Source organism: Bradyrhizobium embrapense (assembly GCF_001189235.2).
GTDB lineage: Bacteria > Pseudomonadota > Alphaproteobacteria > Rhizobiales > Xanthobacteraceae > Bradyrhizobium > Bradyrhizobium embrapense.
This window is the reverse complement of the sequence record NZ_LFIP02000013.1, coordinates 57,167-78,873: the sequence shown is the minus strand read 5'-3', so window position 1 is coordinate 78,873 and position 21,707 is coordinate 57,167. Positions and strand designations below refer to the sequence as shown.

Annotated in this window: 20 protein-coding genes; 7 read left to right on the top strand and 13 right to left on the bottom strand. The window is 64.1% G+C overall.

What is annotated here, in order from left to right; all coding sequences use genetic code 11:
* Positions 1–59 precede the first annotated feature (59 nt).
* The 4 genes from AKN83_RS34725 to AKN83_RS34715 all read left to right on the top strand — a co-directional run bounded on the left by AKN83_RS34725 (position 60) and on the right by AKN83_RS34715 (position 4,551).
* A complete protein-coding gene (locus AKN83_RS34725; RefSeq protein ID WP_050400697.1) occupies positions 60–1,199 on the top strand; it encodes an acyl-CoA dehydrogenase family protein in 1,140 nt (379 codons plus the stop codon).
* Between the two features lie 53 nt (positions 1,200–1,252).
* Complete coding sequence (locus AKN83_RS34720) at positions 1,253–2,455, top strand: ABC transporter substrate-binding protein (protein ID WP_172803662.1); 1,203 nt, start codon at positions 1,253–1,255, stop codon at positions 2,453–2,455.
* Between the two features lie 536 nt (positions 2,456–2,991).
* The gene (locus AKN83_RS40215) at positions 2,992–3,147 is read left to right on the top strand and encodes a hypothetical protein (protein WP_157113705.1); all 156 of its coding nucleotides are present in this window, start codon (positions 2,992–2,994) and stop codon (positions 3,145–3,147) included.
* A 483-nt stretch (positions 3,148–3,630) separates the two neighbouring features.
* Positions 3,631–4,551, top strand: coding sequence for a LysR family transcriptional regulator (locus tag AKN83_RS34715; RefSeq protein ID WP_050400699.1), 921 nt, complete (start codon positions 3,631–3,633; stop codon positions 4,549–4,551).
* Between the two features lie 21 nt (positions 4,552–4,572).
* Here AKN83_RS34715 and AKN83_RS34710 read toward each other — a convergent pair whose 3' ends face one another.
* From AKN83_RS34710 to AKN83_RS34655, 12 genes are all read right to left on the bottom strand, one after another.
* Positions 4,573–5,349 (bottom strand): esterase/lipase family protein, encoded by a 777-nt coding sequence (locus tag AKN83_RS34710; protein WP_050400700.1) that lies wholly within the window; start codon positions 5,347–5,349, stop codon positions 4,573–4,575.
* Positions 5,350–5,417: 68 nt separating this feature from the next.
* Complete coding sequence (locus tag AKN83_RS34705; RefSeq protein WP_050400701.1) at positions 5,418–6,215, bottom strand: SDR family NAD(P)-dependent oxidoreductase; 798 nt, start codon at positions 6,213–6,215, stop codon at positions 5,418–5,420.
* Positions 6,206–6,517, bottom strand: a complete 312-nt coding sequence (locus AKN83_RS40210) for a hypothetical protein (protein WP_050400702.1) — start codon at positions 6,515–6,517, stop codon at positions 6,206–6,208. The genes AKN83_RS34705 and AKN83_RS40210 overlap by 10 nt, the downstream gene beginning before the upstream one ends.
* Entirely contained in the window at positions 6,517–7,113 is a 597-nt protein-coding gene (locus tag AKN83_RS34695) for an adenylate kinase (RefSeq protein ID WP_050400703.1), read from the bottom strand. The genes AKN83_RS40210 and AKN83_RS34695 overlap by 1 nt, the downstream gene beginning before the upstream one ends.
* A gap of 94 nt (positions 7,114–7,207) precedes the next feature.
* Positions 7,208–8,542, bottom strand: a complete 1,335-nt coding sequence (locus AKN83_RS34690) for an MFS transporter (protein ID WP_050400704.1) — start codon at positions 8,540–8,542, stop codon at positions 7,208–7,210.
* A gap of 97 nt (positions 8,543–8,639) precedes the next feature.
* Entirely contained in the window at positions 8,640–10,193 is a 1,554-nt protein-coding gene (locus AKN83_RS34685; protein ID WP_083992379.1) for a WS/DGAT/MGAT family O-acyltransferase, read from the bottom strand.
* 138 nt (positions 10,194–10,331) lie between these two features.
* Complete coding sequence (locus tag AKN83_RS34680; protein ID WP_050400705.1) at positions 10,332–12,041, bottom strand: long-chain-fatty-acid--CoA ligase; 1,710 nt, start codon at positions 12,039–12,041, stop codon at positions 10,332–10,334.
* Between the two features lie 29 nt (positions 12,042–12,070).
* Positions 12,071–12,838: an SDR family oxidoreductase gene (locus tag AKN83_RS34675; protein WP_050400706.1), complete on the bottom strand. Its 768-nt coding sequence runs from the start codon at positions 12,836–12,838 to the stop codon at positions 12,071–12,073.
* A 38-nt stretch (positions 12,839–12,876) separates the two neighbouring features.
* On the bottom strand, positions 12,877–13,317 hold the full coding sequence (phaP, locus tag AKN83_RS34670; RefSeq protein WP_050400707.1) for a phasin family protein: 441 nt from the start codon (positions 13,315–13,317) through the stop codon (positions 12,877–12,879).
* A 73-nt stretch (positions 13,318–13,390) separates the two neighbouring features.
* Positions 13,391–14,200 carry an esterase/lipase family protein gene (locus AKN83_RS34665; protein WP_050400708.1) on the bottom strand — a complete coding sequence of 270 codons (810 nt, stop codon included), beginning with the start codon at positions 14,198–14,200 and terminating at the stop codon, positions 13,391–13,393.
* A gap of 181 nt (positions 14,201–14,381) precedes the next feature.
* The gene (locus AKN83_RS34660) at positions 14,382–15,464 is read right to left on the bottom strand and encodes an AraC family transcriptional regulator (protein ID WP_244522205.1); all 1,083 of its coding nucleotides are present in this window, start codon (positions 15,462–15,464) and stop codon (positions 14,382–14,384) included.
* Positions 15,465–15,768: 304 nt separating this feature from the next.
* Positions 15,769–16,863, bottom strand: a complete 1,095-nt coding sequence (locus tag AKN83_RS34655) for an AraC family transcriptional regulator (RefSeq protein ID WP_244522204.1) — start codon at positions 16,861–16,863, stop codon at positions 15,769–15,771.
* Positions 16,864–17,099: 236 nt separating this feature from the next.
* Between AKN83_RS34655 and AKN83_RS34650 the strand changes: the two genes are divergently transcribed.
* The 3 genes from AKN83_RS34650 (at position 17,100) to AKN83_RS34640 (ending at position 20,155) form a co-directional block, all read left to right on the top strand.
* The gene (locus AKN83_RS34650; RefSeq protein WP_050400709.1) at positions 17,100–17,858 is read left to right on the top strand and encodes an acetoacetate decarboxylase; all 759 of its coding nucleotides are present in this window, start codon (positions 17,100–17,102) and stop codon (positions 17,856–17,858) included.
* A 21-nt stretch (positions 17,859–17,879) separates the two neighbouring features.
* Positions 17,880–18,854 (top strand): 3-hydroxyacyl-CoA dehydrogenase NAD-binding domain-containing protein, encoded by a 975-nt coding sequence (locus AKN83_RS34645; protein ID WP_050400710.1) that lies wholly within the window; start codon positions 17,880–17,882, stop codon positions 18,852–18,854.
* A 101-nt stretch (positions 18,855–18,955) separates the two neighbouring features.
* A complete protein-coding gene (locus tag AKN83_RS34640; RefSeq protein WP_050400711.1) occupies positions 18,956–20,155 on the top strand; it encodes a CaiB/BaiF CoA transferase family protein in 1,200 nt (399 codons plus the stop codon).
* Between the two features lie 335 nt (positions 20,156–20,490).
* Here AKN83_RS34640 and AKN83_RS34635 read toward each other — a convergent pair whose 3' ends face one another.
* Positions 20,491–21,564 carry an AraC family transcriptional regulator gene (locus AKN83_RS34635; RefSeq protein WP_083992374.1) on the bottom strand — a complete coding sequence of 358 codons (1,074 nt, stop codon included), beginning with the start codon at positions 21,562–21,564 and terminating at the stop codon, positions 20,491–20,493.
* Positions 21,565–21,707: the final 143 nt, after the last annotated feature.

Below are 21,707 nucleotides of genomic sequence, written 5' to 3'. Positions count from 1 at the left end.
CCATTCAATGGAAGTCCCTTTTTGGGTCTCCGGTCAAGAAAATACAAAGGGGAGTTTGCATGAGTTTTTCCGAGGAGCAGGTCGCCTTCCGCGACAACGTGCGGAGGATGGTGGCCAAACACGTGACGCCAATCGCCGCCGAGATCGACGAGACCGACCGCTTCCCGCTCGAGCTCGTCAAGCTGTTCGGCGAGATGGGCCTGATGCAGCTGTGGGTGCCGGAGCGCTACGGCGGCCCAAACGGCAATCTGACCATGGCCTGCATCGCGCGCGAGGAAATCTCGAAGGTCTCGCCGGCCTGCGCATCGATCGCCGCGCTCAACACCATGTTCATCATGCCGCTGCTGCATTTCGGCTCGGAAGAGCAGCGCAAGAAGTACCTGCCGATCATCGCGGAGGGTGGCGTGGTCACCGCGATCGCGATCTCCGAGCCGCAGGCCGGCTCCGACGTCGCTGCGCTCAACACCCGCGCCCGCAAGGACGGCGACAGCTATGTCCTGAACGGCCGCAAGCAATGGTGCAGCTACGGCGTCGTCGCTGATTACATCGTGGTGATGGCACGAACCAGTGACGGCACCGGTGCAGACGGCATCAGCGCCTTCATCGTCGAGCCGAAGAAGATGCCGGGCATCTCTTTCGGCCGTCACGAGCGCAAGATGGGCTTTCGCGGCGCACCGAACACCCCGATCTTCTTCGACAATGTCCGGGTCCCCGCGGAAAACCTCGTCGGTGAGGAAGGCAAGGGTTTCCGCGCGTCGATGCGTGCGCTCGACCTCAACCGCCCGACCATCGGCGCCCAATCGGTCGGCCTTGCGCAGGGCGCGCTCGATGCATGCATCGCCTACGCCAAGGAGCGCAAGCAGTTCAAGCAGCCGATCGCCGAGTTCCAGGGCGTGCAGTTCATGCTCGCCGATATGGCCATGCAGATCGAGGCAGCCCGCGCGCTGGTCTATGAATGCGCCCGCGCCGGCGATGCCGGCGACTGGAAGCGCCTCAACGTGCTCGCCAGCATGGCGAAATGCGTCGGCAGCGACATGGCGATGAAGGTGACGACCGACGCGGTCCAGATCTTCGGCGGCTACGGCTATACCATGGACTACCCGGTCGAGCGCATGATGCGCGACGCCAAGCTGACCCAGATCTTCGAAGGCACCAACCAGATCCAGCGCGTGGTGATCGCCCGCGAGCTGCTGCGCTAGCTCAAATCGATTACAACAAGAATGAATTGCAGGGAGAAACGACCTTGAACCACATCATCGACCGGGCTTTGGCGGCCATCGCGCTGTCAGCCCTGCTGACCGTGCCTGCCCAAGCACAGAAAGCCTACGGTCCCGGCGTCAGCGATACCGAGATCAAGCTCGGCCAGTCAACGCCGCTGAGCGGCCCTGCTTCTGCGTTCGGCGCCGGCGCCGGCCGCGCGGTGGTCGGCTATTTCGAGATGCTGAATGCGAACGGCGGCATCAACGGCCGCAAGATCAACTTCACCCAGCTCGACAACGCCTACAGCGCGCCGAAGGCCGTCGAACAATCGCGCAAGCTGATCGAGGATGTCGGCATATTGGCCGAGGTCGGCACGATCGGCACCGCGCCCAACGTTGCGATCCAGAAATACCTTAACTCCAAGCAGGTGCCACAACTCTTCATCACCGCGGGCGGACGCCGCTTCAACGATCCCAAGGCCTTCCCCTGGACGATCCCGCTCTATCCGGACTTCGAGACCGAAGGCCGCGTCGTCGCCAAATACATCCTGACTGCAAAGCCGTACGCCAGGATCGGCGTGCTCTACCAGAATGACGATTACGGCAAGGATTACCTCAAGGGCCTTCGCGCCGGCCTCGGTCCGAAGGCCGAGTTGATCGTCGCCCAGGCCTCGTACGAGCTTGCCGACCCGACCATCGACTCGCAGATCGTCCAACTGAAGGCCGCCGGTGTCGATACCTTGATTGAGCAGTCGTCGTCGAAGGCTGCCGCGCAATCGATCCGCAAGGTCTACGAACTCGGCTGGACGCCCCTGCACGTGATCGGAGGCTCGACGGCGTCGGTCGATACCATTCTGAAGCCGGCCGGCCTCGAGGCGTCGAAGGGGCTGGTGACCACCCAATTCCTCAAGCAACCCGGCGATCCGGCCTGGGCCGATGACCCCGAGGTCAAGGCCTACAAGGCCTTCCTGACGAAGTATGCCCCGTCAGCCAATCCAGACGACTATTCGGTGCTTGTCGCCTACATGAACGTCCACGCCGTGGAGCTGGCGTTGCGCAAATGCGGCGACGACCTGACCCGCGAGAACCTGATCAAGCAGGCGACCTCACTGAACGGCGAACGATTGCCGATGATGCTCCCGGGCATCTCGATCGGCACGCGGATCGGGGACTACACGCCCTTCAGGACTTTGCGGATCGCGACGTTTGACGGAGCAAGCTGGTCCCTGACCGGTGAGCCTCTTTCTGCCGATTAGACCAGCCGCCCCTCCATACGGCGTCGCGCCGCCTGGCACGCGCTGCGGAATGACGTGCGGGGCAGCATCGCCGTAGAAGTGGGCATGCGGCGCAGCGAGCAATCGCCCTCGCGATATTGGCGTTGGGCCGGGGTGCGTATCGGCCCAACACTCGAGGGCAGAGTTCACGACGCAATGCCGTCGAGATCAACCATGTTCTTGACCGGTATCCAGTGGGCACCGTCAAAGCGGGTGATTTGAAGGTTGTGGACGGCGCGATAGTGAGTTGCTGACCTTGATGCCATCCAGAAACAGCCTCCTGTTTGGATCCTCGGCCTTTAACTCGACCGAGATTGCACAAGGCTTGCAGCGCCTTTCAGCATTCCGAGGAGATCTCGCTCCCTAATCCCTCCAGCAACCGTCGAATACATCTCGAATTAGCCGCGAGCTTGTTTGCACCGCGTCGATTTCAACTTTTTCCCGACCATCATCGCGCAGAGAGTAGCTCGGGCGCCTGATGCCGATGGTCAGCGCATCCGTTTCCGGTGGAGCAAGCCATGGCGCCGACGCCTGGCGCCTTCGGTGCATGGTCCTGTCAGCCGGCAAACGATGACGCGGCCGACCTCGCCGCGTTCGAGAACCGCGTGAATGCCGTTGCCGCCGACGAGGTGGGTCACGACATGTCGGAGCATGCAGTGGCTTATGCCGGCTGAAGCAGTACCTGCAATGGGCGATGTCGCTTAATCGCCCTTCAGCGACCTCATCGTCAGTCCTGACTTCCGCTTTACGTCAAAAGCCTGTCGATGCTTGAGGCTAAGCTTTGGGCCCCGGCCTCTACGATCCTGCGCGCTGCGATACTCCACTGGTGAAGACGCAAGGGATTTTGGACTGATATCGTCCGCTCGCTGTGCGACGGCTTCCGCGACGTGAAGGATGGCTTCCCCGACCCCATAGTGGTGCGCGACGGCAAAACCTCGTTCATGGCGATCAAGACGGAGGGCGGCGTCATGCGGCGCAATCAGCTGACGTAAGACCGAGCTCAAACAACTGTTGGCTGACGCGGATGAGCCGACACCGCTGCTGCACCCCGAGATGGCAACTTTCGATCCACCGTTGTCGTGCAACACGTTCATGCGCTTGCATAAATGACCATGTCATTGAATATTCGGTGCACTGATTGCAACAGGGCTACGCCGATGAACGCCAAGCTGGAGCCGCGCCGACTGCATTACTTCATGGAGGTGCTCAATAGCGGCTCCGTGCGCGGCGCCGCCGGCGCGCTCGGCATGGACGCCTCTGCGGTCAGCCGGGCGCTAGGCCTGCTCGAGAAGGAATGTGGCGCGCGCCTGCTCGAACGACGGGGCCGCGGCGTTGCGCCGACCGACGCCGGTCAACTACTGGCCGCCTACCTCCACCGCCAGCAGGGCGAACGACAGGCGCTGCTCGCGCAGATGGACAGCATCCGCAAGGTCGAATCGGGTCATATCGATCTCGTGACGGGCGAAGGTTATGTCGACTGGCTGGCGAAGAGCAGCCTGTGCCGGTTCATGCAAGCCCACCCGAAGATCACGGTCAGCCTCGACATCGGGAGCACCGACGAGATCGTCCAGCAAATCGTGGGAGAAAACGCGCATATCGGCGTACTGTTCAATCCGCCTCGCGACGATCGGCTGCGCTCGCATCATTCGCAGCCGCACCCGATCAAGGCCGTGGTGCCGCGCGGGCATCCGCTTATCCAGCTCGGCCGACCGCTCAAGCTCGCCGACCTCGCCCCCTACCCGGGGGCCGCAATGCATCCGAATTACGGCCTGCGCCAGCATGTCCAGGCCGCCGAGATCAGCGAAGGCGTCCGCCTCAATTTCGCGTTCACCACCGCCTCGTTCGATGCGCTCGCTCATTACGTGATCGCCGGACTTGGCTATGCGCTGGCATCGCGCCTTGCGATGACGGAGGCCGATGCCGCCAAGGTGGTGGCGCTGCCCATGAAGAATGCGCTGCTGCATCGTGGTCGCACCCACGTGGTCTCCCGTCAGGGACGTACGTTGCCGCCCGCCGCGATGCAGCTGCTGCGGATGATGGTCACCGAGATGCGATCACCGGGAAGCGGGGCGCGGTAGACTGAGGCGGCCGATACGAGCTCAATCGCGGCGGAGCGTTGCTGGAAACCATATCGCGACCTGCGCAGGCGCACGAAACGGCTTCCAGCTGCCCGCCGGCTGTGCGAGGCGATCGGCAATCACCCACAGCGCCGGCGCGTGAAAGCCAAGCCCCAAATGCGTCGTGTTCACTTCGACGTTCTCGCGCTCTCCTTCCTCCTGCTCCAGGCAGGCGCGCCACGCCACCACGCCATCGGTGCGGGTATAGATCGATGTCGACGGCACGGGAACCGGTTGCGCGAGGCGGCTGATCCGTTCGGCCGTCGGCGGCTGGTATTTCTGGCCGGTCAGAAGCCGCCAGATCGCGCGAACATTGCTCGCGCCCGGCGCCGCGAAAGGACTGCCGAGCGTGATGACCATCCGCACCGCCCCGGGGATTTGTCGGGCAACCTCGCGCGCAATGATGCCGCCACGGCTCCAGCCGACCAGGCTGACCTTCGAGCCGCCCTGCTTTTCGAGTTCGAGGACTCGCGCCACCACGGCGGCGAGATCAGCATCCGGCGCACGCACATTGCGGCCGCGGCCCCATCCATGAACCTGATAGCCGAGGAACTCGAGGAACGAGCGGATGGCCAAGGTCGACCGGTCATCGGCACCCAACCCGGGCAAAACCATCACTGGATGGCGCTGCCCCCGCGGAGCGGTCGCCAGAAGCGGCGCCGCCACGGCAAGCAGCGCCGGGATGTCGAGAAAGCCGCGCCCTTCCGCGGCGAGCAGCGCGAGCGAGGGTGGTTCGACGGTCTGCTCGTCACGTCCCATGAGTAGCGTCCGTGGTTGATGGTCAAGAATGGCCCGTGCAGCCGTGCATTGCCGGCGAGCACGAGACGTCAGTTCGGCGGTGTGGCCTTTCCGAACACGCCGCCGATTGCCCGCAGTAGCCAACTCGGCTGATACTTGATCCATTGGACCGCCAGCTCGTTGGCAAGCCCTGCGACATGCACCGGCTTGCCTGCCATGCAGGCGCGGTAGCCCTCCTGTGCGACGGTCTTCGCATCCATGATCATCATGCTCGGCATGTTGCCGAGATTGGTGCCTTGGACCATTCCGGTAGCCGTCACGCCGGGACACAACGTCGTCAGCGTGATCTTGCTGCCGCTCAATTCCTGCGACAACGCTTCGCCAAACGACAACACATAGGCCTTTGACGCGGCATAGACCGCAAGATTCGGCACCGGCATGAATGCCGCGACCGACGCAACGTTCAGTATCCGTCCACTGTTGCGCTCGAGCATCGGCGCGAGGAAGAGACGGGTCAATGCCGTCATGGCGACGACATTGACCTGCAGAAGCCGCAACTGATCGTCGAGGCCGATTGCGCCGAGGCGTCCTTCGAGCAAAAGGCCGGCATTATTGACCAGCAGGTCGACCCGCACGCCGGCTTCGTCAAGTGAATCGAACACCGCCTGCGGTGCCGCCGGCTCGCTCAGATCGGCGGCCACGATGGTCACCCTGGTGCCGTAATCGGCCTTGAGCTCGCGGGCGAGCGCCTGAAGCTTGTCGCGGCTACGCGCCAGCAGCACGAGGCTGAAGCGATTGGCCGCGAACACGCGCGCGAGCTCGAGCCCAATGCCCCCCGATGCTCCGGTCACCAGCGCGCATTGACCTTCATTTCCGCTCACCGACACGAGGCACCTCCCTTCGCTGCCAGAACGGTTTTGCGCAATCCACGGACGGCGCGTGCGGCAAGCTGCCGCCGCGCCATACGACATTCGTCGCGCCACGCCAGCTCGACAGGTGTACCGGCGCAGTTCCGGTCGGCAGCATATCTACGGGAGAACCGTTCGATCGCCTGCAGCAACAGCTGGGCCTGCTCGAATTGGTCGGCCGTCTCCCTCACTTCGCCAAGCGACTTGCGCAACGGCTCCAGCACCTCGATCCGGTCGGGATAGCCGGACAGCCGGCTATCCCGACTTTGCGTCGCCGGCATCACATCACCGACCGATCTTGGCCGATCGCCCTGACGACGTCGAATGCGACGGCATCGACCGGCTGCAGCCCGTCGACGGTTCGAAGGATGTTCCGCGACCGATAGTAGTCGACCAACGGCGCGGTCTCCTCGTTATAGGCGTCGATACGCAGCTTGAGCGTTTCGTGATTGTCATCGGCGCGCACCGTGCCACCCTGCGCTCTCGCTTCGCGGGCCCGCGTCTCGATCCGGTCCAGCAACACCGTCTCGTCGGCCTTGAGCTCGACGACATGGTCGATCGCAAGACCCTCGGTATTGAGCAGATCGTCGAAGCCGACCGCCTGGGCCATCGTCCGTGGAAAGCCGTCGAGCACAAAGCCGCGCTTGGCATCGGCTTGCGAGATGCGTTCGATGACCGCGGCGATCACGAGCTGATCGGAAACGAGCCCACCCCTCACCATGGTATCCTTGACTTTCCGCCCAATACTGGTGTCCGCGTCAACCGCGGCACGTAGCATCTCGCCGGTCGAAAGGTGCGGTATGTCGTACTCCTCGACCAGGCGCTTCGCCTGCGTTCCCTTGCCCGCACCGGGCGGCCCCAGCAGAACGATCCTCATCGTATGTGTCCCAATATTCGCTCGATCACCGGCAGCCTTCCCGCGGAGCGTCGAGCGGCCCGGCTCCGTCCGGGCCGGGCCGCTCGAATCGTCCTCACGCCATCGCCAGGCGCGCACTGGGCGCAGGCCGCATCGACAGCAGCAACAGCAGTCCCGACAGCACGTAGAGCGCCATCACGAAGTACATGCTGTAGATGTTGTCGCCGGTGCTGCGCACGATCAGCCCGTTGATCGAGGGACTGATCGCCGGGCCGAGGTTTCCGAGACTGGAGATCAGCGCAAGCCCGCCGGCGGCGGCGCCGGTGGAGAGATATTCGCTGGTCAGCGCGAAGAACAGCGGAGTCGCCGACGCAATTCCGATCACCGCAAAGGACAGTGCCAGGATTGATCCGACGAGATTGCCCTGCAGCATCGTGGTGATGAACAGGCCGAAGGCGGCGATCGCGACGCAGGCGGCATAATGCCAGCGGCGCTCGTGCCACTTGTCGGAGTGACGGCCGATCACGATCATGCCGATGACGCCGGCGGCATTCGGGATCGCGGCATAGACGCCGACAAGGAACAAATCCTTGACGCCCCAGCTCTGGATCAGGGTCGGCATCCAGAACACCATCGTGTAGGTCGCGCCGAGCAGGAGCAGATACACGAACGACAATACATAGACCTTGGGGTCCTTCAGCATCTGCCCGAACGTTCCCGAAGGCTCGCTCACCACGTCCTTCTCATCATGCTGGAAGGTGTCTTCGAGCAGGGCCTTCTCGTCCTTCGAGAGCCACGCGGCCTGCGCGGGCTTGTCCTCGAGCAGGACGTAAACCAGGATGCCGAGTATCAGCGCCGGCAGACCCTGCACGAGGAACAGCCACTGCCAGCCGTGAAGGCCGCCTGCACCGTCGAAATACTTCAGGATCGAGCCGCACAGCGGACCGGCGATCACGGACACGATCGTTGTCGCCGACATGAAGGTGGCGATCACCTGCCCGCGCCGCGCCGACGGATACCAGTAGGTGAAGTACAGGATCACGCCGGGAAAGAAGCCGGCCTCGAACACGCCGAGCAGGAAGCGGACGAGATAGAACTGGAACGGCGTCGACACGAACATCATGGCGGCTGCCGCGAGCCCCCACAGCACCATGATGCGTAGCAGGGTTTTGCGCGCGCCGATCCGCTCCAGCAGCAGGTTGCTCGGCACCTCGAACAGGAAGTATCCGACGAAGAAAATGCCTGCACCGAGACCGTAGACCGCATCGTCGAACGGCAGCGTCTGCTTCATCTGCAGCTGCGCATAGCCGATATTGATGCGATCCAGATAGGCAATCATATAGGCGATCAGCAGCAGCGGGATCAGGCGCCAATCGATCTTCGAGAACAGGGATTTGTGCGCCGGGCTTTCCAGTACCGACAGAGATCCTTTTGCGGCGGGTGGGTGCATCCTGTTTCCTCCAAATGTTCTTTTGATTCCGGCGCCGAGCGGGAGACTGCGGTGGTCTCCCGGCTCGGGCGATGCGAAGCGATGACGGCCCTGGCGCCTAGCTTGCCCGGCTCGCCTTGTCGTTTGCGGCAGCCGGCGGCATCTCGTCGGTCTGGATGACCGTTACCGACGGCGCGGCCGCGGATGGCGCCTTCGATTGAGCCGCAGCCTGGGGCGTCAGCTCGACGATCTCGGCCTCGACCGGCGGCAGGGCTTCGATCTCGCGCAAGGCCGCCCGGAGATGCTCGATCATCTCGTAGGACTCGTCCTGCGTGAGTACGCGCCGGCACGCCGTCAGGCCGAACTCGAGCAGGCCGGAATAGCTGTGCACCGTAATGTTCAGCGCGCTGCCGTGATATGGAATCGAAACCGGGAAATAGTGCACCATCCGTGCGCCGGCCATGTAGAGGTGCTGCCCCGGTCCCGGCACATTGGAGATCAGCACGTTGCCCGCTGCCGGCATGCGGCTGGCGAGGTTGGAGCGGCCAAGCAGTGAGGCAAGCCCGGTCATCAGCCACGGCGAGCCCGTGATCGGCACATCGACGCCGAGTACCGGCTTGAGCTCGCGCACGACCGCCTTGGCCGCCTCGGACGACGCGTGGATCGCCTTGAAGCGGGTCGGCAGGTCGTCGATATCGGTCGCCAGGTCGACGCGTACCGCCGAGACCTGGTTGTTCATTGCCTTGTCGCCTTCGGCACGCAGGCTGACCGGCACCATCGCGATCAGGGCTTCCTTGGGCAGCAGGCCGCGCTCGGCGAGGAAGCGTTGCAGCGCGATGCTGCACATCGCCATGACAATGGTGTTGACGGTGCCGCCGACACGCTTGCCTAGAACCTTTATGTCGGCGAGCGGAAGCGACATCGTGCTGTAGGAGCGTTGGTTGGTGATGGAGTCGTTGAACACCGTCTTCGGCGCCAGCCCGAGGCTGAGCGAACGCTCCCCCTTCTGCGACCGTTGGCTGGCCATCACGGTCGCGGCCGTGCCGAGCGCCTTGGCCGCCGTCGGCAGCAGCTCCGCGAGCTTGCGATATTGCTGGGCCGCGTTGTTGGCCGCCGCCTGCAACAGCTCGGTCACGCCGAGCTGGTATTGCACGGTGGCGCGCTTGCGCCGCGGCGGTGGCACCTCACGCATCTTGGGCGAGACGTCATAGAGCACCTTGGCGAGTTCGACGCCGGCCTTGCCGTCGACGCCACTGTGATGCGCCTTGGTGTAGAACGCGACCTGGCCGTTCTCGAGGCCATCGATGACATACATCTCCCACAGCGGACGGCTGCGGTCGAGCAGCGAGGCGTGCAGCCGCGCGACCAGTTGCTCGAGCTGCGCCATGGTGCCTGGCCGTCGCAAGGTGACGGTCCGCACATGATAATCGAGCTCGATATCATCGTCTTCGATCCAGACCGGTTCGGCGAGCTGGAACGGCATCTGCGCCAGCTTGCGGTTCAGCAATCCTGAGAGATGGAGACGCTTGCCAAGCATCTCCTTGACATCCTCGTAGTAGTCGCCCTGGTAGCCCTCGGGGAGATCGAAGATCATCAGGCTGCCGACATGCATCGGCGTCTCCGGCGTCTCGAGATGCAGGAACGATGCATCCATGCTGCTAAGTTGATCCATTCTTCCCTCCCATGTCGTTTTGACGGCGACTGCCGTCTTGATGACCGTGTGCCGATATATCTGGCGCTTCGCGGTCATTGCATTGCGGCCGAGCCCGATTCCTGCCCGCCGCTGCCGATCCGGCTCGCGCAGGCGAGCTCAGGCCTGCGCCCGGGCCGCCCGCTCCTCCTCGTCGTACAGCTCCTTCTTCGAAAGCTTGCCGACCGCGGTCTTCGGCAACTCGGCGCGGATTTCGAGCGCCTGTACCATCTCGTGCTTGCCGAGCTTGTCCTTCAGGAACGCCTGCAGCTCTTCCAGCTTGAACGGCTTGGCATCCGCCTTCAGCTTGATGAAGGCTTTCGGCGACTGGCCGCGATATTCATCGCGGATGCCGATCACGGCGACCTCCTCGACCGCCGGATATTTGTAGATCGCCTCTTCGAGCACACGCGGATACACGTTGTAGCCGCTGCACAGCAGCATGTCCTTGGTGCGGTCCACGATGAAGATGAAGCCATCCTCATCCATGTAACCGACGTCGCCCGTGCGCAGGTAGCCGTCCGCTGTCGTCACCTCGGCGGTGGCGTCCGGCTTGTTCCAGTAGCCCTTCATCACGTTCGGGCCCTTGATGCAGATTTCGCCGCGCTCGCCGAGCGGGACATATCCGCTACTGTCGTCGACGTTGAGGAACTTGATGACAATTCCGGGCATCGGCATGCCGCAGGAGCCGGCCTTGCGCATGGCGCCATGCTGCGCCGGCGTGTAGGTGCCGCTCGGCGAGGTCTCGGTCATGCCCCAGCCCTCGCTCAAATTGCAGCCGGTGATCGAGGCGAATTGCTGCGCCACTTCGAGCGGCAACGGCGCTCCGCCGGATCCGCAGTATTTCAGCGCGCGCAGGCTGTGCTTCGGCGTCTCCGGATGGTTGATCAGCGCGGTGAACATGGTCGGCACCCCGCAGAACACACTGACCGACTTCGCCGAGATTTCCTCGAGCGCGGCTTTCGGATCGAAGCGGACGTGCTGGATGATCTCCGCGCCCATCAGGACGCCGAACAGCACGTTCACTGAGAGCGCGTAGATGTGGAACGGCGGCAGAACGGCCAGGAAGCGCTCCTGCCCGTCGACCAGCACCGGCGGCGAGCCGGCTGTCGTCGCCCGGTACTGCTGGCACGCGCTGGTCAGGTTGGCGTGGGTGAGCATCGCCCCCTTCGGCAGGCCCGTGGTCCCGCCGGTGTATTGCAGCACGGCGATCGCCTCGCGCGGATTGTCGATCGGATAGGCCTGGTAGACTCCATCATTATGGGTCAGCTGGCCGAAGCTGATGTGATGATCGTCCCAAGCGACCTCGCTGAGCTGCTTGGTGGCCTTCATCTGGTTGACGACGGTGTCGGGGTCGGCCGTGATCTCGCCGACCGAACCGACCACCAACTTCTTCAATCTTGTCTTGCCCAGCATCGCCGCCATCTGCGGATAGAGCGAAACCATGTCGAGCGTGATCAGGATATCGGTCTTGCTGTCTTCTATCTTGTGTTCGAGCACCTTGGCGGCATCCAGCGGCGAATAATTGACCGCGGTGCCACCTGCCTTGAGGATGCCGAAAAACGAGATGATGTAGTGCGGCGTGTTGGGGAGATAGAGGCCGACATGAACGCCCGGCTTCACGCCAAGAAGCTGCAGGCCCTTGGCTACGCGATCGGTGAGCCGCCCGAGCTCGGCATAGGAGATCCGCTTGCCCATGAAATCGATCGCCGGACGATCCGGCCATTTGGCGACGGCATCCCCCAGTATCTTCTGCACGGGTCCGGCAGCGATCTCGATGTCCCAGCGCACCCCGTCGGGATAGGATCGGATCCAGGGCATGTCGGTCATGAGATGTCTCCCTTCTGTGGTCTCTCGGATCAGACGGCGGTCACGCCGCCATCGACCGCGATGGTCTGGCCGGTAATGAATGCACAGGCATCGGAGGCGAGCAGCGCCGCGATGCCCTTGAGGTCTTCGGGGCCGCCCTCGCGATTCATTGGCGCCATATGGGCGGTCGCGCTCTGGTCGAGTTGCGCGGTCATCTTGGTCGGGAAATAACCTGGCGCGATGGCGTTGACATTGATGCCGAGCGGCGCCCATTCATTGGCGAGCGTGCGGGTCAGGTTGACGACCGCGCCCTTGCTCGTGTTGTAGGCCAGCGTCGGGGTACCTTCCGGGTAGCAGCCGGTGAGGCCCTGGATCGACGCGATGTTGATCACCTTGCCGCTTCGCCGCGGCACCATGCAGCGACGACCGACCTCCTGGGTGGCGATGAAGATCGCGGTTACATTCAGGTTGATCACCTTGTTCCAGCCGTCGAGCGTGTGCTCGATCGTGGCGGCACCCCAGGACGTACCGGCATTGTTGACGAGGATGTCGATCGGGCCCAGCGCGGCCACGACCTGCTCGATCATCGGCAGGATCGTCTCCAGCCTGCCCATGTCGCAAACCACCGGAAGCGCATCGATGCCAAGCCCTTTGAGGTGAGCCGCCGCGGCATCGAGTTCATCCCGCTTGCGCGCGGTGATCGCGACCTTGGCCCCGAGCTCGCCCAGCACCTCGGCGACCTGAAGACCGAGACCGCGCGACCCGCCCGTGACGAGCGCGACGCGGCCCGTCAAGTCCTGCAACTTGGCCAAACTCATGGCTATCCCCCGATGGTTGGCGCCTCACATGGGCCGCACTATTTCGGCTGCAACAGCTTCTGAAGGTTCGCGAAGTTCTCCTGCATGCGGTCCTGCATGACCTTCCAGGCGTTGTTGCGCGCCTGCGCTTCCAGCTGCGACAACTCGCGGAAATCAGCGACCGTCTTCTCGACCTGCTGCCTGGCGGTCTCGGTCTGCTTCGTGATGCCTTCACCGCTCGCGAAGCCCTGCATCGCCGCCTGCCACTGCGCGAGCGTCTCCTGCAGAATCTCGTTGCGCCGGCTGACCAGCGCCTGCACGCCTTCGTAGGCCTGCCGGTTCGCCTCCGCTAACGCCTCCATGTCCTTGCGCTGCCACTCGACCAGTGCAGCGATATCAAAACCGGGCAGCGCGAACTTCTCCGTCATTTTCTTCAAATCGCCGAGCCACGGCATCGCGCCGATGCCGGCTGCGTCGGATTGCCTGTTGTCGGTCCCCATCGGCGTCCTCCCTCTGTTGCCTGCTTATGTTGCGTGGCGGGGAGCGGCGAACGCCGCCCCGTGGACCTGCGCGTCAAGCCGCCGGCCAGCGCGGCCGAAACAGGGCGACGCTGTCATCGGCGCGATCCGGATCGGGGTACACCATGCCGCGGAGACCGCTGCGATCGAACGGCGACCATTCGCCCTCCCTGAGCGCGAGACGATCTGCGATCGCATAGAGCACGGCCGGATTGTGCCCGAGCCCGCAATGACTGCCTTCGACCTCGATGTTCTGGGTCTGATCGGCATCCTGCTCGCGGCACCCCCACCAGGAGACGATGCCGTCGGTGCGCGAGTAGATCGCCGTGCTCGGTACCGGCGGCGGTGACTTCATGATGTCCCTGTCGGGCCAGTCGTCGACCTGGCGCTCGCTCAGGATCTCGTAGAGACGCCAGGCATTGCTGGCCTTCGGCTCGTTGGCGAACGGGCTGCCGAGCGTGATCACCTGGCGGACCAGATCGGGCGCACGCCGTGCAATCTCGCGCGCGAAGACACCGCCAAGACTCCAGCCGATCAGGCTGACCTTGCGATCGTAGCGCTCGGCGAGCTCGGCCAGCCTTGCGTCCATGGCGGCCTCGACGCCGGGACGCGGCCCGCGATTGGGTCCGAGCTTCCAGCCATGGACCGCGTAGCCTTGTGCCTTCAGGTAGGCGCGCAGCGGTCGCGTCGAGATGTCGCTGGCGGAGAGCCCCGGCAATACGAGAACCGGGTGCCCATCGCCGCGCGGCGCGCGGCGAAGCAGCGGGTAACTTGCGAAGAACGCCTGCAGCTCCCAGATCCCGCGCACCTCGAGCGCGAGCAGCAATTGCGACGGCGGCGCAGAGCGGTCGACGACCGTTTTCATGTCAGAATGTCCCCTCCCGGATCACGCGGCGCGTACCGCACGACCCGACATTTTATGATGGCTGCCTCGCTCCGCGAGCGGCGCCATGCAGGCCCCCGTCGCGCAACCGCGCATCCCCTTGGTCTCAAACGCTATCGAGCAGGTCAGCCCCGTAAAAGGTGCAATTGGCCCAGTTGACCGGTTAGTTTGGGACATCCGCCAATGAATCTTGCGCGCCTGCTGCGACGCTCGATGCTCGGCCATCGCGGAAGTCCGAAGGGCTCTTGCCGGTCCAGCGGGCAAAAGCGTGGCGGAAGTTCGCCGCGTCGCTGTAGTCAAGCCGCGCCGCGATCTCATCATTGGTCATTTGCGTGTTGCGCAGATAGGCGACCGCGAGCTGCATGCGAACCTCGGAGACGATCTGCCGGTAGGTTTTCCGCTGCAGCTGCAGCCTGCGCCGGAACGTCCGCGGATGAATCGCGAGCTCCTCCGCCATGGCCTCGATACTCGGGAAGCGGCCGGGATGCTCGACGAGCCGTCGGCGGATGTCGGCGGCAAGGCCGTCGTCCCGCGCGACAGGATCGAGGAGCTGGTCGTAGATTCGGCCTGCCATCGCCCTGGTCGTCTCGTCGTGGCAGCCCCTGGGACGGTCGATGCAGGCCGTGTCGAATTCCAGCGCGTTGCTGCACTGGCCGAACTCGACCGGACACTGGAAGATGCGATCGTAGGTCGCGGCGTGCGGCGGCGACGCATAGGCGGCGCTCAGCTTCAAGAAGCGGAACGCGTTGCCATAAACGTCGCGGCTCAGCGTCTGATAGGTCGCAAAGGCGAACTCGAGCGCGAACCGATAGACGTCATCGGCCGGATCGCGCGAAAGCAACGGCTCGAGCAGGCAGCTCACCGTATCGCCCTTGCGGGTGAAGTCGATGTCGGCGACCGTTCCGAGGATCCGACCATACTTGGCCGCAAAGTCGATGACTCCGGCCCGCGTCGGGCTGCTCAGCATGGCATATCCGTACATGCCGTAAGCCATGACATGCATTCGTTCTCCGGCGCGAAACGCAATCGCCGGATTCCGCGACAGCCGCATCGCATTGCGAAAGACCGTTTCGACCTGCCGATAGGAGACGCGCACCGACGAATCCCTGAGGTCAGCACGCCTCAAATTGGTCGCGCCGAGCGCGCGCGACGCTGAGATCCCCTCCTCGACTAGGACGTCCACCACCGCGGCGATCCGCTGCGGCGAATAAAGACACTGCAGGAGATTTGGTGACGGGTGATACACGAGCGTCCTCGTCCGCCTTCCGCGCCTGCTTCGGGCCCCGCAATCTGACCCCCGCAAGCTGCCGTGAGGCTAGTGAGCCGGACCCGGCAGCGGAAGGTTCGATTGGTCCGTTTGCAGGTGAGTTCCGGACAAGACCGCCAAAAAAAGACCGCCGAGGGAGGGCGGTCCAGGTTGGGAGAACGCGATCGCGAGCGCAACCACGGCGCCGAGCTTACGCCCGCTTCGGCCGCGCAAAAGGTTCGATTGAACCAGTTTGGCGGTGAACTACGGACACAGCCGGCGAAGCCCCCTGGATATCTCGGGGTCAAAGACCCTCGTCGCCGCGGAATTCGGATGGATTCCTGCCGGTCCAGCGCAAGAAGGCGTGGCGGAAGTTGGCCGCGTCGCTGTAGCCGAGGCGGCTCGCGATTTCCTCATTGGTCATGCGCGTCTTGCGAAGATACTCGATCGCGAGGCGCATGCGCACCTCGGAAAGCAGGCTGCGATACGAGGTTCCCTCTGCCTCGAGCCTGCGCCGCAGCGCGCGGGGATAGATATCGAGTTGCTCGGCGATCGCCTCGATGCTCGGATAGCGACCCGGCTGCTCAATCAGTATCCGGCGGATATCGGCAGCAACGCCGCCGGCGCGGTTCACCTCGCTTAGGATCTCCTCGCACATCTCCCGCGCCATGGCATGGGTACGCGGATTTGCCAGCGCCCGCGGGCCGTCGTTGCGCGCGTATTCGTATCCACAATGATGCTGATTGAACAGCACCGGGCACCCGAAGAGATCACGATACGTCGCGGCGGACGGCGGCGTTGCGTAGTCGACCAGCACGCGCGAAAACCCGAAGCCCTGACCGGAACGGTCGCGAACGGTCGTCAGATGTGCGGCCAGTGCGAACTCAACCGCGAAGCGATGCACGCTCTCGGTCGGATTCGGCCAGTGCATGGGCTGGAACGTGGCCACCACCGTCTCGCCAGCATAAGAGAGACCGAAATCGCAGAACGGACCCACCACGCGGATGTATCGCGCAGCGAAGTCGCGCGCCTCCGCGTGCGTTGCACTGCTCAGCAGGGCGTATCCGTACATGCCATAGGCGGTGACATGCATTCGTGCTCCGGAACGCAACGCGATGGCAGGGTCTCTTGTCAGCCGCAGCGCGTTGCGGATCAACGTGTCGAGCTGCCGATAGGATATTCGCGTCGTATGCGACTCAAGCTGCGCGATGACAAGCCCGGTGCCGTCGAGAACCTCAGATGGATCAATGCCCTGCGCGCGAAGCTCGGCCGCGATAGCTGCGATCGAATGCGGCGGGAATATCCGCTGCGCAAAGCCAGGGAGCATTCGGCTGGGCGATTGGGTTGCGTGCGACTCTTGCCTAGTCATTGCAACCGCATGTCCCTGGCATCCGCGCATTCCTGCTCCACGATTGATGATCGCTCCAACGTAAGCCCGATCCCGCACGCGACGCAATAATCGCGTATCCGCGCGCGGCGCGCGCCGCAATCCGCGTCCGGAAGTCACCCGGTCGGCGGTCCAATCGCACCTTTCTCCGCTGGCCGAGATCGCTAGGCTCGCGATGCCTTGCTCGACAACCGGCACGGAGCCGGAGGCCCCACACAGGCCACGACAAGCTATCAAGGGAGGAGCGGATGCGACGGGAAGACGTTCTCAAGCAGCTGACGACGCCAATCGGCGCCCCGGCATTTCCCCGCGGACCGTTTCGCTTCAACAACCGCGAATACCTCAACATCCTGTATCGCACCGACATCGAGGCGTTGCGCGCCGTCGTTCCCGAGCCGCTGGAGATCGATGATCCGCTGGTGCGCTGGGAGATCATGCGAATGCCCGACACCTCCGGTCTCGGCGACTACACCGAATGCGGTCAGGCCGTCCAGGTTCGCTACGGCGACGAGAAGGGCGAGTACCTTCACGCGATGTACCTCGACAATCTGCCGGCGCTGGCGTCGGGCCGCGAAATCAGCGGCTATCCCAAGGTGATCGGCAAGCCGAAGCTCTACGTCGATTCCGACACGCTGGTCGGCACGATGGATTACGGCAGCTTGCGCGTGGCCACTGCGACGATGGGTTACAAGCACCGTGCGCTGGATCTCGAAAAGGCAAAGGCGGAAATCTGCGTACCGACCTTCATGCTGAAGATCCTGTGGACCTATGACAGTCCGAAGCCGGCGGGCGAGCCGCGCATCTGCGAACTGTTGCGCTCCGAGATCACCGACATCACCGTCAAGGGTGCCTGGACCGGCCCGGCTCGTCTGGAGCTGTTCGCCCATGCATTGGCCCCGATGGCCGACTTTCCGGTGCGCGAGATCGTCGCGTGCAGCCACATCATGACCGACTTGACGCTGTCCCGCGCCAAGCGCTGCCACAACTATCTCGATCAGCCGCGATAAGCGGCCACCTCGGAGAAAGCCATGCCATTATCCGCAGATCGCGTCGCGGTGCTCAACCGCTATCGCAATGTGTGCGTCATCGGCGCCGGTGTCATCGGCTCCTCCTGGGCAGCGCTGCTTCTCGCGCACGGGCTCAATGTCGTGATCAACGATCCGCAACCCGGCATCGAGGCCACGGTCAGGGATGCCCTGATCAAGATCGCGCCGACATTGCTGAAGCTCGGCCTGCCGCACGAGGGGTTGGAACGCAACCTGCGCTTCGAGCCGGACCTCGCGCGCGCCGTCGCCGGTGCCGACCTCGTGCAGGAGAACGGTCCGGAGAAGCCCGAATGGAAACAGCAGCTCTGGGCGCAGATCGAGGCGGCGGCACCGAAGCATGCGTTGCTATTGTCGTCGAGCTCGGCGCGGCCGGCCACCGAGCAGGGGCGAGAGATGAAGGATGCGAGCCGGCTGCTGGTTGGCCATCCCTTCAACCCGCCGCATCTGATCCCGCTCGTCGAGGTCGTTCCCGGCGAACAAACCGATCCGCAGGCCACCGCCGATGCCGTGGCCTTCTACGAGGCGCTCGGCAAGGTGCCGCGCGTGCTCAAGAAGGAGATTCAGGGCTTTGTCGCCAACCGGCTGCAGCGCGCGATCATGCGCGAGGCTTGCTATCTCGTGCAGGAAGGTGTCGTCACGGTCGACGAGCTCGACGACATCGTCACCAGCTCTATCGGACTGCGCTGGGCTGTCAACGGGCCGTTCAGCTCGTTCCACATGGGCGGCGGACCGAAGGGGCTCGAATCGTTCTTCCAGCACCTCGGCAAGAACATGGCCGCGTCGTTCAAGGTGATCCCGCAGGTCGATCTCGACGAGGCGCTACAGCGCAAGATCATCGACCAGGCTGCGGCGTCTTTCGGCAAGACACCGATCCCGCGGATGGAGCGTGACCGCGACGACACGCAGGTGGCCCTGTTGCACGTGCTGGCGGCACGCAACGGCGGGGATCGGACCTAGTCGGCTCGCGGCTGCACGCGCGCAGCCACAGGCGGTCGCCATCTTTCAGAACCCAGACGCGCCTGCGGCGATCCTCGGGCATCAAGCGGAGACGGACTCACATGAGCATCTTCCAAGGTTTGAAGGTCATCGACTGCGGCAGCTTCATCGCCGCGCCAACCGCGGCGACACTGTTGGGAGACTTCGGCGCCGACGTGATCAAGATCGAACCGCCCGGCGCAGGGGACGCGTTCCGTCAGGTGCCGAAGCTGCCGGGCATGCCGAGATCCGACCAGCCCTATGGCTGGTTGCTCGACAACCGCAACAAGCGCGGCCTTGCGCTCGATCTATCGAAGCCGGAGGGCCAGGCGGTGCTGCATCGTCTGGCCTCCACCGCCGATGTCTTCATCACCAATTATCCGCTCGCCGTCCGCAGGAAGCTCGCGATCAGCTACGAGCGACTTGCCGCGGCGAATGATCGACTGATCTACGCATCCTTCACCGGCTACGGTGAGACCGGCGACGAGGCGGGAAAGCCGGGCTTCGACGTCACGGCCTACTGGGCGCGTTCAGGCCTGATGGACATGGTGCGGAGCGACGCCAGCACGCCGCCGGCGCGGGCGCTCGCCGGCATGGGCGATCACCCGTCGGGCGTCTCGCTGTTCGCAGCCATCGCGGTGGCGCTGTATCAGCGCGAGCGCACCGGCCGCGGCACCCAGGTCGGCTCGTCCCTGCTCGCCAACGGCGTCTGGTCGAACGGCATCATGGCGCAGGCGGCGCTGTGCGGGGCGACGTTCACGCCGCGGCCGCCGCGCAAGAATCTGTTCAATGCGCTTGGCTGCTACTACCGCTGCCGCGACGGCCGATGGCTGCTGCTGGCGATCGTCAACGAGCAGCGCGACTTTCCGACCGTCGTGAAATGCCTGGGCCTCGATGACCTGCTCACTAATCCTCGCTTTGCCAAGCAGGCCGATCGCTTCGCCCGTTCCGCAGAACTGATCGCCCTGTTCGACGCGGCCTTCGCGACACGGGACCGGGACGAATGGCGGGCGCGCCTCGACGAAGTCGGTATCGTGTTCGAGTGCGTCGCCGAGATGGGCGACCTGTCCGCCGACCGGCAGATGCTGTCGGCCGGCGTGCTGGTGCCGTTCGAGAACGACGAGATGCTGACCATCGACAGTCCGTTCTTTGTCGACGGCGCGACCAAGGTGAAGCCGCGCAAGGCGCCCGCGGTCGGCGAGCACAGCACGCAGATCTTGCGCGAGGCCGGTTACGATGACGCGACCATCGCCGGTATGCGCGAAAGCAAGACCCTGGCCTGATCCGCTGACGGCGAGGCGGCGCCTGCCGCCTCCATCGCGCGCACGAAAAAGGCCGCGCCCTCGGGTGAGATGCGCGGCCAGTCTCGAGGCGCCCGAACCGGGGGGCACCACAGCGGCGTGCGGCGCAGCTGAGGTTCGGAGGGCGCCCCCGAGCAGAAAAGACCAGCGCCCGACGCGTCCCTACTCCTTGATCAGCCATCGCGCTTACTGTCGAAGACCAATCTATGCATGGAGTTCGCCCGCGAGGAGGTTCGACGAGGCCGGTTCGGAGGTGACTTATGGACAGCGCTGTATGACGAGCGGTCAAACGGAGCGTCGTCCTGCCCGCTTTGCCTTCACTTCGGCGAAGAGACCCGGAAATCGGATGGGCTCTTGCCGGTCCAGCGGATGAAGGCATGCCGGAAGTTGGCGGCGTCGCTATAGCCCAGCCGGTTCGCGATCTCCTCGTTGGTCATCGCGGTCTTGCGCAGATATTCGATCGCAAGCCGCGTCCGCACCTCGGCGAGCAGCTCACGATACGATGTATCTTCCGATTCGAGCTTCCGCCGCAGCGCGCGAGGATGCATCGAAAGCCTCTCGGCGATCGCCTCGATGTTCGGATACCTGCCGGGCTGCTCGATCAGGACCCGCCTGACATCGGCAGCGATCCCCCCCGCATGATTGACCTCGGACAACACCTGCTCGCACATCTCGCGCGCCATGCCGTGGGTGCGGGAATCCGCCAGCGCCACCGGCCCATCGGCCTGCGACAGCTGGTACCTGTACTCGTTGCCGCGCTGGCGAAACAGGACCGGGCAGTCAAAGATGAGCTGGTAGGCGCCGGCATGCGCCGGTTCGCCATAGGCTAGCGAAATCTGTGAGAAGCGGAAAGACTCGCCCGCCAGGTCCTTCATCGTCGTCAAATGCGACGACAGGGCGAACTCTGCCGCGAAGCGATGCACGTCCTGTGTCGGATTCGGCCAGTGCAACGGCTCGAACGCACAGACGACCACCGCGCCGTCATAGGAGTATTTCGCATCGCACAGCGGGCCGACGACCCGAAGGTATCGATTGGCGAATTCCCGCGCATCGTCATAGGTCGCGCTGCTCAGCAGCGCATATCCGTACATTCCGTGCGCCGTCACCCGCATGCGCTGCCCGGCATGGAGTGCAACGGTCGGTTCGTTCGACAGCCGTAATGCATTGCGAACCACGATGTCGATCTGCCGGTACGAGATACGCGTCGTGTGAGCTTCGAGCTGGTCCTCGGTCAAGCCGGTGCCCGCCAGCGCCACGGATGACCGAACCTGTTGCTTGCCGAGCTCGGCGATGATGGCAGCAATCAACTGCGCCGAATATACATGCTGGTCGAAATCCGGCGGCAATTGACAGTCCGGCACGGCGTCTCGCAGGCGCCTTCCAGCGCTCATGGTCGTCTTCCTCCTGGGCCTAAAGTCTTGCTCAAATCAAAATCATTCGCAATGTTGGCGGCAGCCGGCCGGCTCCGCCTATCCCCAGCCTTGGGCAGCGCGTACGCGGGTCGCATCCAGGAATGCCGAATTCGTTCTCGAGG

Bases quoted from the DNA above. Each gene is read 5' to 3' on its own strand.
- AKN83_RS34665 (WP_050400708.1), bottom strand. From the start codon at position 14,200: ATGAAAACGGTCGTCGACCGCTCTGCGCCGCCGTCGCAATTGCTGCTC.
- AKN83_RS34680 (WP_050400705.1), bottom strand. From the start codon at position 12,041: ATGACCGACATGCCCTGGATCCGATCCTATCCCGACGGGGTGCGCTGG.
- phaP (WP_050400707.1), bottom strand. From the start codon at position 13,317: ATGGGGACCGACAACAGGCAATCCGACGCAGCCGGCATCGGCGCGATG.
- AKN83_RS34710 (WP_050400700.1), bottom strand. From the start codon at position 5,349: ATGGGACGTGACGAGCAGACCGTCGAACCACCCTCGCTCGCGCTGCTC.
- AKN83_RS34645 (WP_050400710.1), top strand. From the start codon at position 17,880: ATGCCATTATCCGCAGATCGCGTCGCGGTGCTCAACCGCTATCGCAAT.
- AKN83_RS34655 (WP_244522204.1), bottom strand. From the start codon at position 16,863: ATGCGCGGATGCCAGGGACATGCGGTTGCAATGACTAGGCAAGAGTCG.
- AKN83_RS34635 (WP_083992374.1), bottom strand. From the start codon at position 21,564: ATGAGCGCTGGAAGGCGCCTGCGAGACGCCGTGCCGGACTGTCAATTG.
- AKN83_RS40215 (WP_157113705.1), top strand. From the start codon at position 2,992: ATGGCGCCGACGCCTGGCGCCTTCGGTGCATGGTCCTGTCAGCCGGCA.
- AKN83_RS34685 (WP_083992379.1), bottom strand. From the start codon at position 10,193: ATGGATCAACTTAGCAGCATGGATGCATCGTTCCTGCATCTCGAGACG.
- AKN83_RS34640 (WP_050400711.1), top strand. From the start codon at position 18,956: ATGAGCATCTTCCAAGGTTTGAAGGTCATCGACTGCGGCAGCTTCATC.
- AKN83_RS34650 (WP_050400709.1), top strand. From the start codon at position 17,100: ATGCGACGGGAAGACGTTCTCAAGCAGCTGACGACGCCAATCGGCGCC.
- AKN83_RS34695 (WP_050400703.1), bottom strand. From the start codon at position 7,113: ATGAGGATCGTTCTGCTGGGGCCGCCCGGTGCGGGCAAGGGAACGCAG.
- AKN83_RS34690 (WP_050400704.1), bottom strand. From the start codon at position 8,542: ATGCACCCACCCGCCGCAAAAGGATCTCTGTCGGTACTGGAAAGCCCG.
- AKN83_RS34715 (WP_050400699.1), top strand. From the start codon at position 3,631: ATGAACGCCAAGCTGGAGCCGCGCCGACTGCATTACTTCATGGAGGTG.
- AKN83_RS40210 (WP_050400702.1), bottom strand. From the start codon at position 6,517: ATGCCGGCGACGCAAAGTCGGGATAGCCGGCTGTCCGGCTATCCCGAC.
- AKN83_RS34725 (WP_050400697.1), top strand. From the start codon at position 60: ATGAGTTTTTCCGAGGAGCAGGTCGCCTTCCGCGACAACGTGCGGAGG.
- AKN83_RS34675 (WP_050400706.1), bottom strand. From the start codon at position 12,838: ATGAGTTTGGCCAAGTTGCAGGACTTGACGGGCCGCGTCGCGCTCGTC.